Consider the following 13,977-nt stretch of genomic DNA (forward strand, 5'->3'; position numbering starts at 1 on the left):
GTCCTAGACCTCGATCAGCACCGTGAACGGGCCGTCGTTCGTCAGCGACACCCGCATCCGCGCGCCGAACCTGCCCGTCGCCACGGTGGCCCCCAGGGCCCGCAACTGCGCCACGACCTCGTCCACCAGGGGCTCGGCGACGGGCCCCGGGGCGGCCGCGTTCCAGGTCGGACGACGGCCCTTCCTGGCATCCCCGTACAGCGTGAACTGGCTGATCACCAGCAGCGGGGCGTCGATGTCGCTGCACGACCTCTCGTCGTGCAGCATGCGCACCGACCACAGTTTGCGGGCGAGCTGGGCCGCCTTCTCCTTGGTGTCCTCGTGGGTCACCCCGACGAGGACGCACAGCCCCTCGCCGGCGATCTCCCCGACCGTCTCCCCGTCGACGACCACACTCGCGCCGTCCACCCTCTGCACCACAGCTCGCATGCGGACCATCATGCCGGGTGGCCCGCGCGGACCCGCGAAGGGCCCATTTTTGATCCTTTAGGCCCCGTCTGGGCCGTTCGGGGGGACTCGGTCACATCGCGGCGACTTGGGGTGGCACGATGCTTTCCACCACACGCCGGTCGAGGGGACGGTAGAGGGACATGACCACACCGAGTACCGGGCGGCTGGAGACACACCGGCCGCCCGTCCAGCGCAGCGACAGCCCCGGGCTGCCCGGGGAGCCGCCCGAGCCCGACCTGGCCCGGCTGAGCCTGCCCGAGCTGCGCACCCTGCGGCAGGGCGCCCAGCGCGACGAGGCCGACCTCAGCTATGTACGGCGGCTGCTGCAGGGCCGCATCGACATCCTGCGCGCGGAACTGGCCCGCCGGTCCCCGACGGGCGCGGCCTCCGTGGTCGACCGGCTCCCGGAGATCCTCACCGACGGCCCCGCCCGCCACCGTTCCTCGGCCCGCCACGTCACCCTGGGCACCCCGCACAGCGAGGAGTACGGCCGCCTCGCCGCCGACATGCTCGCCGACGTCGAGCTCTCCGACCTCGACGCCCGCACCGACCCGGAACTCCACGTGGCCATGGCCCGCCTGACCGGCTACGAACAGCAGGTCTCCCGCCGCCGCCAGCGCCTCCAGCGGACGGCGGACGACTGCGGAGCGGAGATCACCCGCCGCTATCGCGAGGGCGAGGCCCAGGTGGACGACCTGCTGGTGTAGGGCCCGGGGGAGGGCAGGGGGACATCAGCCCGTCCGGCGCTTGAGGACGAGGCCCGTTCAGGGCGGCCGAAGCGGGGGGCCGGGGGTCCGGGGGCGGCCGCCCGGGGACGGGACGGGCAGGGGGGCGGCGGGGGCGGGAAAAACCCGGCGACACACCCCGCCCCCCTGCCTACCGTGGCCCCATGGACGTCCGCCCCATCACCGACCATGAACTCCCCGACTGGATGCGCGCCCAGAACACGGGCTTCCTGCGTCCCCCCACCGTCACCGACGAGGCCCTGGCAGCCCGCCGAGCCACCCTCGGCGCCTCCCGCCTCTACGGCGCCTTCGACGCGGGCACCTGCGTGGCCACCTTCCGCTCCTTCCCCCAGGAGCTCACGGCGGTGGGCGGCACCCCCGTCCCCGCCGACGCCATCACCAACGTCACCGTGAGCCCCACCCACCGCCGCCGGGGCCTTCTCACCCGCCTGATGTCGGACGACCTGACGGCCGCGAAGGACCGCGGGGACGTCGTCGCCACCCTCACCGCCGCCGAGTACCGCATCTACGGCCGTCACGGCTTCGGTCCGGCCACGACGATGACCGAGTGGACGATCGACATACCGCGCGCCGGCTTCGACCCCCGCCACCCGGTCCCCCTGGCCGGCGGCCGTATCGACCTGATCGACGGCGAGGAGTTCCGCAAGCTCGGCCCCGAGCTGCACGAGCGGCTGCGCCGCACCCAGCCCGGTGCCGTCAGCCGCCACGAGTACTGGTGGGAGATGAACACGGGCGTGATACGCCTGCACCCCGAGGAGAGCTGGACCGAGCCGTTCTACGCCGTGTACCGCTCGGCGGGCGGCGAGGTCGAGGGGCTGGTCGCGTACACCGCGGACCACAAGTGGACCGACGCCAAGCAGCCGCTGAACACGGCCTCGGTGCAGGGGCTGCTCTCGGTGACCCCGGCCGCGGCGCGCGCCCTGTGGCACTACCTGTGCTCCATCGACTGGATCACCCGGGTGGAGTCGGGCTGGCGCTCCCCGGACGACCTGCTCCCGTTCCTGCTGCCGGACCCGAGGGCGGCGCGCATCACCACACAGGCGGACTGGCTGTGGGTGCGGTTCCTGGACGTCGTACGGGCTCTGGAGGCGCGTACGTACGACACGGAGGGCGCCCTGGTCCTGGAGGTCGTCGACCGGGCCGGCCTGGCCGGGGGCCGCTTTCTGCTGGACGCGACCCCCGACGGCGCCTCCTGTACGCCGACGGCACGCGGTGCCGACCTCACCCTGGACGTGGCCGAGCTGGCCTCGCTCTGGCTGGGCGACCAGTCGGCGGCGCGGCTCGCGGCGCTGGGCCGGCTCCGGGAGGAACGAGCGGGCGCCGCCCGGAAGGCCGACGCCCTGCTGCGTACGTCCGAGCGACCGTGGTGCCCGGACCTGTTCTGAGCTCCTTTCCTCGGCCGACGAGAACGGTTCATCCGTAGCTGTTCAGTTGTGGCTGTGCTCAGGTGCCTCAGTTGTGTCGGTGCTCGGGTGTGGCCGCTGTTCGGTTGTGGCTGTGCGCGCGATGTTCGGTTGTGACTGTGCGGCGATCTGCAGTTGTGGCTGTGCCTCGGTGCCGACTGCTCGGGCTCCCGGCTCCCCTCCGGAAGGAAGCCCGACCGGCCAACCGTCTGGAAGTTTGACCATGTTGTTGAAGTTGGCTGCCAACTTCACTGTACTTATGTCCGCTTGGACGCGTCCTATAACCATCTCTCTTTGAACTGCCTAAAGATGGCGGGAAGTTGTACTGTTCGGTCGTGGAGCCGGAACATGCCTCCGTCAACGACCGGAGGAGGGCGGAACGGCCGCAGCGTTCGCACCGCGAGGTGGCCGACGAGCTGCGCACCCGGATCAGAACCGGGGTGCTGCGGCCGGGTGAGCGCATGCCCACGCAGGCCAAGCTGGCGGACGAGTTCGGGGTGGAGCGCGGTGCCGTACGCCAGGCGCTGCGCATTCTGCAGTCGGAGCACCTGCTCACCAACGTCTCCAAGGGAAGCCCGGCGACCGTCGCCCCGCAGGCGGGCCCGGCCGGCCTCCTGAGCGGCCTCGCGGCGACACCGCAGCCGTCCATGGTGGGCCTGCCGCCCCGTATCACCGAGGCCTTCGCGGCCGAGCATGTCGAGGTCGACGCCCTGTGCCTCACCGCGGTCTCGCTGACGGCCGCGATCGGCGAACCGCTGCGGCAGATCCACGCCGGACAGCTGAAACCGGCCAAGATCGACGTCCGGGTCCTGCTGCCCTCCCGGAACATCGATCTGGCGTTTCCGACGCCGGTGGACACCTCGGCCACCGAGCGGCTGCAGCGCCACTGGCTGGCCCACCGCAACGCGCAGGGCCAGGTGTTGCGGCACAATCTGCTGACGCTGCGCTCCACGCACGGCATCGAGGTCGACGTCACCTTCCGCGCGCTGCCGTTCACCCCGCCCGTGAAGCTCTATCTGCTGAACGGGGCGGAGGCGCTGTTCGCGTACTACACCGTCCGGCGCCGCAAACAGACGATCGACCAGGAACACCTGGAGATGTACGACGCCGAGGGCACGCGGTCGGTGCTGTTCGCCTTCGAACAGGGGGCCGGGCCGCGCGACTCGGCGTTCGTGGAACAGTCCCAGCGGTGGTTCGACGCACTCTGGGAGACGATCAGCTCGGAGCTGGTGCTCACGAGCTGACGGCGGGGCCGGTGGCGACGAGGGCGAGGACCGCGGCGCCGACCGAGCTGATGGCAGGGCTCCTGACCTTGATGCCGATGCTGAGCAGCAGCAGGCCTACGGCGCCGGCGGTGCCGTACTTCCACTGGATGGTCTGTTCGACGCCGACGACGATGGCGGCGGAGACGAGTGCGAGGCCAGTCATGGTGTTCCCCCCTTCGGAGGATCGACGGGGTGAAGCGGAAGGCAAACCGTTCGCCAACTCGGTAGAGTTGGCAACCAACTCTTATTAAGTTGTCCCCACTTGGCACTAACCTCTAAACAACTTCCAAGCAACTCCCCTTAGATGGATCAAAGTTGTAGCGTTTGGTCGTGACCCAGGAGAGCGTGGCGGAGAACGTGGCAGTGAACGGCACCAGGAAGTCGCCCCAGGAGATCGCCGACATCCTGCGGGAACGCATCCGCGTCGGTGACCTCAAGGCCGGCGACCGCCTCCCCACCCAGGCCGAGCTCGCCGACGAGTTCGGGGTGGAGCGCGGTGCCGTACGCCAGGCCCTGCGCGCACTGCAGGACGACGGGCTCCTCACCAACGTCAGCAAGGGCAGCCCGCCGCGCATCGCCGAGCCGCCCGCCCCCGGTCACGACGAGCCCCAGCCCACCATGGTCGGCCTGGCCCCCCGCCTCACCGCGGCCTTCTCCGCCCCGCACGTCCGCATCGACGCGGCCTGCCTGACCGCCGAGAGCCTGATCCCGGCCCTGGGCGAGCCGCTGCGGCTGATCCACGCCGGTGAGATCCACCCCCAGAAGATCGACGTCCGCATCCTGCTGCCCTCCCGGCGCATCAACCTCGCCTTCCCGGTCCCGGTCGACGGCCGGGGCGACGACGACCCCGTCCACCAGCGCTGGCTGGCGATGCGCAACGCCCAGGGCCATGTCCTGCGCCACAACCTGCGGACCCTGCGCTCCCACGGCATCGAGGTCGACATCACCTTCCGCGCGCTCCCGTTCACCCCGCCGGTCAAGCTCTACCTGCTCAACGGCACCGAGGCGCTGATGGCGTACTACATGGTCGAGCGGCGGGAGGAGTCCACCGACAGCGGAACGCTCGACATGTACGACGTGATGGGCACCGAGTCCCTTCTCTTCTCCTTCGAGTCCTCGGCCGGTCAGCGCGACGCCGCGTTCGTGGAGGAATCCCAGAAGTGGTTCAACGCCCTCTGGGAAACCATCACGACGGACCTGACACTCTCCTAGTGACTTCTGATACGAAGCAGACTGAACAGGTGGCAGCCGACACCGAGAACGACAAGGGAAACGGGACCGCGGATCTGCGGGAGTCGATCGCGCGTACGAGAGTCGTCCTGTGGGACTTCGACGGGCCGATCTGCCGGCTCTTCGCCGGGCACTCGGCGGAGGACGTGGCCGACGGGCTGGTGGAGTGGCTCGAAGGGCGGGGCCTGCACCATCTGCTGACGGAGTCCGAGCGGGAGTCGCTGGACCCGCACGTCGTCCTGCGCGCCGTGGACCGCCTGCGCCCCGGCAGCGACCTGGTGGACGAACTGGAGGAACGTCTCACCCAGGAGGAGATGCGGGCCGCGTCCTCCGCGATGCCCACGGCGTGGGCCGACCCCCTGATACGCACCTGGACGGCCGTGGGCCTGCGCCTGGCCATCACCACCAACAACTCCCCGCGCGTGGTCGCCAAGTACCTCACCGGCCGGGGCCTCATCTCCTGCTTCGCCCCCCACGTCTACGGCCGCACCCAGGACCTCGCGCTCCTCAAGCCCCACCCGCACTGCCTGCACCGCGCCCTGTCCGCGATGGGCTCGGCCCCCGGGACCGCCCTGATGATCGGCGACACCCCCTCCGACTTCCTCGCCGCCCGCGAGGCGGGCGTCCCCTTCCTCGGGTACGCGCGCAACGAGCGCAAGGAGAAACTGCTCAGGGGAGCGGGCGCGACGATGGTGGTGAACTCGCTGGAGACGGTGCTGAGGGTGGTCAGGGAACAGTCCTGAGCATCAACGCCACGAGCACACAGGCCGCCGCGACGGCGAGCATGTCGTGCCGGGCCCGTATGCCCACCGCCACGGTGAGCATCAGCATCACCCCCAGCGCGCCCAGCTTCGCCTGCACCGTCAAGCCGGCGCAGTATCCGAGGAGTTCAAGAAGCGCTGATAACGGGAGCACGGCCTTCCACCTCCCTGCCGTTTCCGGTGAAGCCAGCAAGTCTCGGTCCAATTGGACCGGTTGACGTGAAGTGGGTTTCCCCTGCCTGATTGATCCTTAATCGGCTTGAGCTGTCGGTGTCTTGACCGGCAATGGTGGGCCGGTGGACGGACGGCGGCATGATCGGTGGTTTGCCGGTGGACGGGTGGCGGTACGGTCGCGGTGTGGAGGGGCAGCAGAGTGCCGGTGCCGGCGGCCGCGAGTTCCAGCGGGTCGCCGACGTGCTGCGCTCACGGATGACCGACGGGACGTATCCGCTGCGCTCCTTCCTGCCCTCCCAGCGTGATCTGGCAGAGGAGTTCGGGGTCTCCCGGGACACCGTCCAGCGCGTGATGCGGGAGCTGGTCAGCGAGGGCTGGATCGAGTCCCGCCAGGGCAGCGGGTCCCGGGTGGTGAAGACCCAGCGGATCCAGTCGTCCACCCCCAAGGCCACCCGACTGCGGCACGGGGCGACGCTCGGCCCCCTGCTCAGCGAGGCCTTCGAGCTGCCCGAAGTCACCCTGGACGTCTACACGTTGACGTCCGAGTCACTGGACGCGCACATCCGGCTGCAGGCCGAGCGGATCCATGGTGGCTCCATAGCTCCCGAGCGGATCGGGCTGCGCATGATCCTGCCCGACAAGGCGCTGAACCTGCCCTATCCGAGGGTCAAGGACGACAAGGACGACGACCGGCTGCGGAACCGGCTGCAGGCCATCACGGACCGTCACACGGAGTCGCTGCGCGGCGTTCTCAAGGAGCTGAGGACCGAGAAACTCGTGCCCTCCGTGGATGTCCAGATCCGGTACGCCCCCCTCACGCCGGCCTTCAAGCTCTACCTCTTCAACGGCGCGGAGGCACTGCACGGCCCCTACGAGGTGATCCAGCGCCAGATCGAGCTGGATTCGGGGGAGGAGGTCACCGCCCTCGACGTGCTGGGCCTCGGTGCGACGCTCACCCACCAGGTGAAGGACGCGGACCCGGACTCACCCGGCACCGTCTTCGTCGACACCTGGCAGGCCTGGTTCGACTCGGTCTGGAATCTTCTCGCCGAATAGCTCAGACGTCTGCGCTAGCATGCCCCAATCACTTGAGCAACAGCTCCCGTCCATACGTATGAGGCGGAAACCAGCCTGTCTCGAACGGCCTGACGCAAGCGAGTGGCCACCACCCATTGTGCTTACTTGATCGTCACGGCGGCCGTGCGGCGCATTTACCGTTTGCCCTACCCATTCCTGCGCGACCTCCCGGAGCGGCCAGTGGTCGACCACCTTGTTCCCCCTCGGCACCTTGGGGAACGAGCCGCCCAGGACGCGGTCCTGCGAGCCTTCGTCGAGGCCGCGGAATCGACGCAGGCGTCCAGCGGCCACCACAATCGCAACTATGTGCTGCCGCTGACGGAGGACGTGGCCCGGCTGCTGGGCCGAGACCCCGGCACCTCGGTCACGGTGCGTGTCCCGCGCTTCGACGCGCTGCCGGTGGTGATCAGGACCTGGCAGAACGAGGCGGTGATCCTCAAGGCCGTGCGCAGCGCCCTGCCGCACGCGCCCGAGTGCCTGGTCAAGCGGCCGGGGTACGCCATCCACAGCTATGTGGAAGGCGTGCCGCTCTCCACCATCTGCGGAAACGGTAAACCCGTCGACACGCTGCTCCTGAAGGCGCTGACCCGGCTGCTGGCCCAGATGACCCAGGTGCGCCGCGCGGCGCTGCCGCCCCTGCCGGTCTCCTGGCCCGCCAACCACAGCGACAGCCAGGCCTTCCTGAAGACCCTGGCCCACCGCGCCGACAAGCAGATCCGCAAGCCCAACTGGGCCGAGTTCGGAGGGCTGTTCACCGCGCTGGGCATTTCCGACAACGCCCTGCTCGGGCTGGCCGAGCGGGTTCCCGCGATGACCCGGCGCCCGTACAGCCTGCTCCACGCGGACCTGCACCGGGACAACCTGATCGTGACGTACGACGGCGATCCGCCCCTCATCTGCGTCGACTGGGAACTCGCGACCTACGGCGACCCCCTGCACGACCTGGCGACCCACCTGGTGCGCATGCGGTACCCCGCCCACCAGCGGCCCGAGGTGATCGACGCGTGGGTCGAGGCGATGGAGGAGTTCCGGCCCGGCGCGGTCCACGGCATGGCCAGGGATCTGCGCCACTACCTGGACTTCGAGCGCGCGCAGTCGGTCTACCCGGACGTCATGCGGGCCGCGCGGTCGCTGCAGGACTCGTTCACCCAGAAGAGCCTGGACGAGGCGACGGTGGAGGTGGGCAGGGCGCTGAACGCGGCGGCGGAGCCGCTGCGGCTCAGAAACGTTCCGACGGCTGACGAGATCGAGCGCGCCCTCTTCCGGTGGCTGGCGTCCCGCGGCGACGTCAGCGGCCGGCACTGGATCGCGAAGGCCTGCGACTGGCAGCCGGATCCGCGCTTCCCGGAGCATCCCGACTTCCCCGTGTCCGCCGTACGGGACGCCCTGCTCGCCGAGGGAGCGGCCCCGGCGCACCGGGTGTTCAAGGGCACCGCCCACCTCAATTCGGTGGTCTGGGTCCCGGGCGTTCCCGATCCGGTGGTCGTGCGCCGTAAGCTGCGCAACGTCTCGCGGAGAGAGCCGAGTTACCTGAGCGAGCACGTGGTCCTCAGGGCCATCCAGGAGTCGGGTGTCCGGGTGGCGGCGCCGAAGGTGTTCGCGCTGGGCAAGAGCTATCCGGACGACCCCTTCACCATCCACACGTATGTCGGCACCCCGATCGACGAGCCTCCTGACCACCCGGTGGACGGCCTGCGGCTGCACGAGGCGGACGCCCTCGTCGACCAGCTGTGTGAGCTCACGCACGTGGACCACTTGAGGGTCGCGCCCGCCGAAGGGGAGGTCCACTTCTACGGGTGGCTGTCGGAGCAACTGGTCGACCTGGTCCGCAACCTGCCCAAGGAATCGCTGCAGCTGGCACGTACGCTCGGGCTGCCCGACGACTGGCGGCTCCGGGAGATCCTGTCCCGGCACACCGTGAGTCAGCGGGCACCGGCCCTGCTGCACGGCGACCTCAACCCGTGGAATCTCGTGCGCCGCAACGACGACATGGCCCTGACCATCATCGACTGGGAGATGGCCATCGTCGGCGATCCCCTGTACGACCTGGTCCGGCACATGCATCTGACCCCGACCCGGCCGGAGATCCGGGCCCGGATGTTCCGGCGGTGGGAGAAGCAGCTGCCGAAGCGGTACACCAGGAACTGGAGCCACGACAGCCGGGTCTACCGCTGGATCGAGCTCGTCCGCTCCGCCTACATCGACCTCGACCGCCTGGTCACCGGATCCAGCCTCGACGCCCCCAACGTCCGCCGCGCCGTGAACTCCTATGCCGCGACCCTCGCCGCGGCCACCGCGTCGCTGGGTCTTCCCCTGCCGGCCACGGCGAACCCGTATCTTGCCCGGGCCCTGGCCTAGGTGGACCATGGCATGCACTGAACTCCGTTATTTCCAGGGACATTTGCAGCCCCCTGCGGGGGTGAGGCGCGAGGGGGACGGGCATGTCCGCGCGGGGGAGTGGAACGACGGGTGACGGCGGGGTGGGGCACGCGCTCCGGCGCTACACGGAGCGCTTCGAGCCGGTGGTCGTCCGGGTCCTGCTGCTCGGGATCTTCGTCACCGGCCTGACCGCGCAGTTCGTCAAGCCGGTCGGGGACGCCCTGGAGGGCAAGGCGTATCTGGGCGGCGCTCTCCTCAGCCTGGTGGGCTACGTGCTCTACGACGCGGTGAAGGACCTGTCCAGCACACTGCGGCTGCCGACCCGGGGGCAGGTGAAGTCGCGGGAGCTCGGCCTCTTCGTGAGCGAGGCGTTCCGGGCGCGGACGGTGGACATAAGGTTTCTCGGCTACACGGGGGAAACGCTCTACAACGAGCTGTACCACCGCCTGGAGAGCCTCCTCGACGACCCCGGCCCCACCCGCCATGTCACCATCCGCGTCCTCATCCCCGACTTCGGCCAGGCCATGACGGTCCCGTCGAGGGTGGGCGACACCGGGCTCCCCGTCGACGACCCCGAGTTCCGCAGGCGCCTGGAGCGCAAGTGCCAGGAGTACGACGAGACGCTGTCGACGCTGGCGGAACGGCTGACCGCCGCCGGCCGGATCAACGCCCGCTGCGAGTACCGCCTCTATCCCGGCATCCCCCGGGACAAGATCTGCGTCTTCAACCGTGAGCTGGTGCTGCACGGCCTCTACGACGTCATGGCGCGCACCGTGCTGCGCGGCGCGGCCCCCGAGTACTACGACCCCAAGGGCTACCGCACGGACCTCAACGTCTGGTCCCTGGAGGGCTCCGAGGACTCCAAGACCCTGATCGCCACCTGGAACCGGCACCTCGACAATCTCTGGACCCTGGCCGCGCCCCCGCCCTGGCGCGACCCCGCGCCCGCACCCGCTCCTGCCCCGGCGCCCGCCCCCGCCCCCGCACCGGCCTCCTGAACCCGCCGTAGGCTCACCGTATGAGCGAGACCGGGCTGCGTGAGCGCAAGAAGCAGCGGATGTACCAGGCCGTGTCGGACATCGCCGTCCGGCTGTTCCTGGAGCGGGGCTTCGACGCGGTGTCCGTCGCGGAGGTCGCGGCGGCCGCGGAGATCTCCAAGCCCACCCTCTTCCGGTACTTCCCGGCCAAGGAGGACCTCGTCCTGTACCGGATCGCCGACCACGAGGGGGAGGCCGCGCGGGTGGTCGCCGCCGCGCGGGCCGAGGGGACCGCCCCCCTGGCCGCCCTGCGCCGGCACTTCCTGGACGGACTCGCCGCGGCCGACCCGATCACCGGTGTCAACGACCACCCGCAGGTCCGTGCCTTCTACACCCTCCTCTACGGCACCCCGTCCCTGGTCGCCCGCCTCCACGCCCACCTGGAACGCTCCGAGGACGCCCTCGCCGAGGCCCTCGGCGGCGGCCTCGACGCCCGGCTGGCGGCCGGCCAGATCATCGCCGTACGGCGGATCCTCGCCGAGGAGAACTGGCGGCGGATCTCGGCGGGGGAGCGGGTGGAGGACGTACGGCGGGAGGCGGTCGACGCGGCCGGGCGGGCGTTCGCGGCGCTGGAGGCGGGGCTTCCGCGCCTGGCCGCCGGCCGGAGGGAGCAGTCCGGACCCTGACATCCGGCATGGTTGTGACTGAGTTAAAAAAGTAACCCGGTAACGTTTTTTCGCTATCCTCGCCCCCATGACGTCTGCCGACCCCGCCGCGAAGGATCCGAAAGCACCGAAAGAGCCGGAAGAGTCGAAAGCCCCGGAAGCCCTCGCCGCCGCCCTCGACCACGAACGCGCCCACCACGACGCCTGCCGTGCCGCCCTCGCCGCCATGGTGGAGGACGCCGGCCTCCAGGTCGTCACCGGTGAGGACGTCTCCGCGTCCGGCGCCGACGCCGAGGTCCTCGGCTTCGGACTGCGCAGCCGCGCCAAGGCCCTGCGCGAACTCCCCGAAGGCCCGCTGTTCTTCGGCCGTCTGGACTTCGTACGGGGGACCGGGCAGCACATCGGCCGGCTCCGCATCAGCGAGCACCCCGCCGCCCCGCCCCTCGTCGTCGACTGGCGCGCCCCCGTCTCCCGCGCCTTCTACCAGGCCGGCGCTCGTGACCCCCAGGGCGTCGCCGTGCGCCGGCGGTTCGGCTGGGCGCCCGGCAGCCGCGGCGACTCCGCCGACCTGACCGGCCTGGAGGACGAGTACCTGGCGGACGGCGGCGCCGCCGAGGCCACGGGCCCCGGCGCGCTCCTCGCCCGCGAGCTCGAACGGCCCCGCGTCGGCCCCATGCGCGACATAGCCGCCACCATCCAGCCCGAGCAGGACGACCTCGTACGCGGCGAACTCGCCGACTCGGTCTGTGTGCAGGGCGCCCCCGGCACCGGCAAGACCGCCGTCGGCCTGCACCGGGCCGCCTACCTCCTCTACACCCACCCGCAGCGCATCAGGCGCGGCGGTCTGCTGATCCTCGGCCCCAACCGCACCTTCCTCTCCTACATCGCCGAGGTCCTGCCCTCCCTCGGCGAGACCGGCGTACGCCAGTCCACCCTCCAGGACGAGATCGCCCGCCACCCGGTCACCGGGACCGACACCGACCCGGCCGCCGCCCTCAAGCACGACGCGCGGATGGCCGAGGTGCTGCGCCGGGCCGTGTACGGGCGGGTGGCGGCCGGCCGCGCCGAGGACCTGGCCGTGCCCGACGGGTCGTACCGCTGGCGGATCGCGGGCCGTGAAGTGACGGAGACCGTCACCGGGGTCCTCGCCGAGGAGCCGCCGTACGAGGTCGGCCGGGAACGCGTCCGCAGCCGGATCGTGCGCCGGATCCAGACACAGGCGGAACGGCGCGCCGGTCCGCGCCCGGGCTCCTGGCTGCGCCGGATCGAGCGGGCGCGGGCGGTGAGCGCCTGCGTGGACGCGGTGTGGCCCAAGGTGCGGCCGGAGGAACTGCTGGCCCGGCTGCTGAGTGACCCGCAGGCGCTGGGCGCGGCGGCCGAGGGTCTGCTGGAACCGGCGGAGCAGCGGTGCCTGCTCTGGTCCCGCCCGCCCCGCTCGCCCAGGTCCGCGCGCTGGTCGGCGGCCGACCTCGTCCTCCTGGACGAGATCGCCGGGCTCGTCGAGCATCCCGGGGGCTACGGCCATGTCGTCGTCGACGAGGCCCAGGACCTCTCCCCGATGGAGTGCCGGGCCGTCGCCCGCCGCGTTCCCTTCGGCTCGCTCACGGTCCTCGGCGACCTCGCCCAGGGCACCACCCCGTGGGCGGCGCGCTCCTGGCGGGTGCAGATGACCCACCTGGGCAAGCCCGGCGCGGAGATCGTCCCGCTGACCACGGGTTTCCGTGTCCCCGGCGCGGTGCTCGCCCTCGCCGACCGCCTCCTCGCCCGCCTCGACGCGGACGTGCCCCCGGCCCGCTCCCTGCGCCGCGACGGCGAGCTGCGCGTCCGCCGCGCGGACGGTGACCTGGCGCCGGCGGTCGTCGCCGCCGTACGGGACGCGCTCACCCACGAGGGCTCGGTGGGCGTGGTCACCCCGGACGCCGAGACCTCCCGCATCCGCGAGGCCCTCACCGCGGCCGGTGTCGACGCCCCGACCGGCCGGGTCACGGTCATCGCCGCCACCCTCGTCAAGGGCCTCGAGTACGACCACGTCGTCGCCGTGGAGCCGGCCGCGATCGCCGAGGCCGAGCAACGCGGCCTGAACCGGCTGTACGTGGTGCTGACCCGCGCGGTGTCCCGCCTGGAGGTGGTGCACGCGCGGGAGCTGCCGTGGGAGCGCGAGTGAGCGACGGGCCGGCCGCCGACGCGGCGGACGGGCCCACTACGGTCCCGCCATGACGATCGACAGCGCCGGTTTCGCCGCGATCCCCACGACCACCCTCGCCGATCTGCTGGGCCGCGCCCATGTCATGGACATCGGCATACGTCCGCTCTGGGGCCCGGCGCCGCGCGTCGCCGGGCCCGCCTTCACCGTCAGCTGCCCGCCCGGCGACAACCTGATGCTGCACGCCGCGATCCATCGTGCGGGTCCGGCTCGGTCGTCGTGGTCGAGTCGGGCGACCTCGACCACGCGCCGGCCGGGGGCAACGTCTGCGCCGTGGCGCAGCGGCGGGGGGTCGCGGCCTTCGTCCTGGACGGCCTGATCCGGGACCTCGCCGAGGTGCGCGAGGCCGGCTTCCCCGTCCACGCCCGGGGCGTCATCCCGATCCCGGGCGCGAAGGCGGCCGTCCGTCCGCTCGGGCTGCGGGTGCGGTGCGGGGGCGTCGACGTCGATCCCGACGATGTCGTCGTCGCCGACGAGGAGGGCGTGGTGGTCGTACCGGCCGCCCGCCGCACGGAGATCCTGGAGGCGGCCCGCGCCAGACTGGCCAAGGAGGCAGGCGAGTCCCTCGACACCTGGGAGCGGGCCCACCGCGCCCGCATCGACCGCATCCTCGCGGACCACGGCCACCAGGACTGAAGGACCCACCG

The 13,977-nt window shown here is 71.2% G+C and carries 13 protein-coding genes and 1 pseudogene; 11 read left to right on the top strand and 3 right to left on the bottom strand.

The features are described 5' to 3' along the window. Window positions 1–3 precede the first annotated feature (3 nt). On the bottom strand, window positions 4–429 hold the full coding sequence (gene dtd / locus ACFY30_RS07770; protein WP_390844271.1) for a D-aminoacyl-tRNA deacylase: 426 nt from the start codon (window positions 427–429) through the stop codon (window positions 4–6). Window positions 430–590: 161 nt separating this feature from the next. Between dtd and ACFY30_RS07775 the strand changes: the two genes are divergently transcribed. The 3 genes from ACFY30_RS07775 (at window position 591) to ACFY30_RS07785 (ending at window position 3,843) form a co-directional block, all read left to right on the top strand. Further along, the gene (locus ACFY30_RS07775; RefSeq protein WP_390844272.1) at window positions 591–1,157 is read left to right on the top strand and encodes an aerial mycelium formation protein; all 567 of its coding nucleotides are present in this window, start codon (window positions 591–593) and stop codon (window positions 1,155–1,157) included. 182 nt (window positions 1,158–1,339) lie between these two features. Then, complete coding sequence (locus ACFY30_RS07780) at window positions 1,340–2,581, top strand: GNAT family N-acetyltransferase (RefSeq protein ID WP_390844273.1); 1,242 nt, start codon at window positions 1,340–1,342, stop codon at window positions 2,579–2,581. Between the two features lie 353 nt (window positions 2,582–2,934). Then, complete coding sequence (locus ACFY30_RS07785) at window positions 2,935–3,843, top strand: GntR family transcriptional regulator (protein WP_390844274.1); 909 nt, start codon at window positions 2,935–2,937, stop codon at window positions 3,841–3,843. Here the strand turns inward: ACFY30_RS07785 and ACFY30_RS07790 are convergent. Continuing rightward, complete coding sequence (locus ACFY30_RS07790; RefSeq protein WP_390660542.1) at window positions 3,833–4,027, bottom strand: hypothetical protein; 195 nt, start codon at window positions 4,025–4,027, stop codon at window positions 3,833–3,835. The genes ACFY30_RS07785 and ACFY30_RS07790 overlap by 11 nt on opposite strands. 161 nt (window positions 4,028–4,188) lie before the next feature. Between ACFY30_RS07790 and ACFY30_RS07795 the strand changes: the two genes are divergently transcribed. Both ACFY30_RS07795 and ACFY30_RS07800 read left to right on the top strand, forming a co-directional pair. Then, entirely contained in the window at window positions 4,189–5,076 is an 888-nt protein-coding gene (locus ACFY30_RS07795) for a winged helix-turn-helix domain-containing protein (protein ID WP_390660541.1), read from the top strand. Window positions 5,077–5,105: 29 nt separating this feature from the next. Next, window positions 5,106–5,837, top strand: a complete 732-nt coding sequence (locus ACFY30_RS07800) for an HAD family hydrolase (RefSeq protein ID WP_390844275.1) — start codon at window positions 5,106–5,108, stop codon at window positions 5,835–5,837. On the opposite strand, the gene ACFY30_RS07805 is transcribed toward ACFY30_RS07800, so the two are convergent. After that, on the bottom strand, window positions 5,821–5,961 hold the full coding sequence (locus ACFY30_RS07805; RefSeq protein WP_390844276.1) for a hypothetical protein: 141 nt from the start codon (window positions 5,959–5,961) through the stop codon (window positions 5,821–5,823). The genes ACFY30_RS07800 and ACFY30_RS07805 overlap by 17 nt on opposite strands. A 251-nt stretch (window positions 5,962–6,212) precedes the next feature. Here ACFY30_RS07805 and ACFY30_RS07810 point away from each other — a divergent pair, with 251 nt between their 5' ends. From ACFY30_RS07810 to ACFY30_RS07835, 6 genes and pseudogenes are all read left to right on the top strand, one after another. After that, window positions 6,213–7,085, top strand: coding sequence for a winged helix-turn-helix domain-containing protein (locus tag ACFY30_RS07810; protein ID WP_390844277.1), 873 nt, complete (start codon window positions 6,213–6,215; stop codon window positions 7,083–7,085). A 201-nt stretch (window positions 7,086–7,286) separates the two neighbouring features. Next, a complete protein-coding gene (locus tag ACFY30_RS07815) occupies window positions 7,287–9,464 on the top strand; it encodes a phosphotransferase (protein ID WP_390844278.1) in 2,178 nt (725 codons plus the stop codon). Window positions 9,465–9,547: 83 nt separating this feature from the next. After that, complete coding sequence (locus ACFY30_RS07820) at window positions 9,548–10,483, top strand: hypothetical protein (protein WP_390844279.1); 936 nt, start codon at window positions 9,548–9,550, stop codon at window positions 10,481–10,483. A 20-nt stretch (window positions 10,484–10,503) separates the two neighbouring features. After that, window positions 10,504–11,148 (top strand): TetR/AcrR family transcriptional regulator, encoded by a 645-nt coding sequence (locus ACFY30_RS07825; RefSeq protein ID WP_390844280.1) that lies wholly within the window; start codon window positions 10,504–10,506, stop codon window positions 11,146–11,148. A gap of 67 nt (window positions 11,149–11,215) precedes the next feature. Beyond that, the gene (locus tag ACFY30_RS07830) at window positions 11,216–13,291 is read left to right on the top strand and encodes a HelD family protein (RefSeq protein WP_390844281.1); all 2,076 of its coding nucleotides are present in this window, start codon (window positions 11,216–11,218) and stop codon (window positions 13,289–13,291) included. A 49-nt stretch (window positions 13,292–13,340) separates the two neighbouring features. After that, a pseudogene (locus ACFY30_RS07835) lies at window positions 13,341–13,966 on the top strand (RraA family protein). Window positions 13,967–13,977 lie beyond the last annotated feature (11 nt).

Origin of the sequence: Streptomyces sp. NPDC000345 (genome assembly GCF_042898825.1) — a bacterium.
Lineage (GTDB): Bacteria > Actinomycetota > Actinomycetes > Streptomycetales > Streptomycetaceae > Streptomyces.

Excerpts from the sequence above, each read along its gene's own strand:
- ACFY30_RS07780 (WP_390844273.1), top strand. The coding sequence starts at position 1,340 with ATGGACGTCCGCCCCATCACCGACCATGAACTCCCCGACTGGATGCGC.
- ACFY30_RS07830 (WP_390844281.1), top strand. The coding sequence starts at position 11,216 with ATGACGTCTGCCGACCCCGCCGCGAAGGATCCGAAAGCACCGAAAGAG.
- ACFY30_RS07820 (WP_390844279.1), top strand. The coding sequence starts at position 9,548 with ATGTCCGCGCGGGGGAGTGGAACGACGGGTGACGGCGGGGTGGGGCAC.
- ACFY30_RS07775 (WP_390844272.1), top strand. The coding sequence starts at position 591 with ATGACCACACCGAGTACCGGGCGGCTGGAGACACACCGGCCGCCCGTC.
- ACFY30_RS07790 (WP_390660542.1), bottom strand. The coding sequence starts at position 4,027 with ATGACTGGCCTCGCACTCGTCTCCGCCGCCATCGTCGTCGGCGTCGAA.
- ACFY30_RS07825 (WP_390844280.1), top strand. The coding sequence starts at position 10,504 with ATGAGCGAGACCGGGCTGCGTGAGCGCAAGAAGCAGCGGATGTACCAG.
- dtd (WP_390844271.1), bottom strand. The coding sequence starts at position 429 with ATGCGAGCTGTGGTGCAGAGGGTGGACGGCGCGAGTGTGGTCGTCGAC.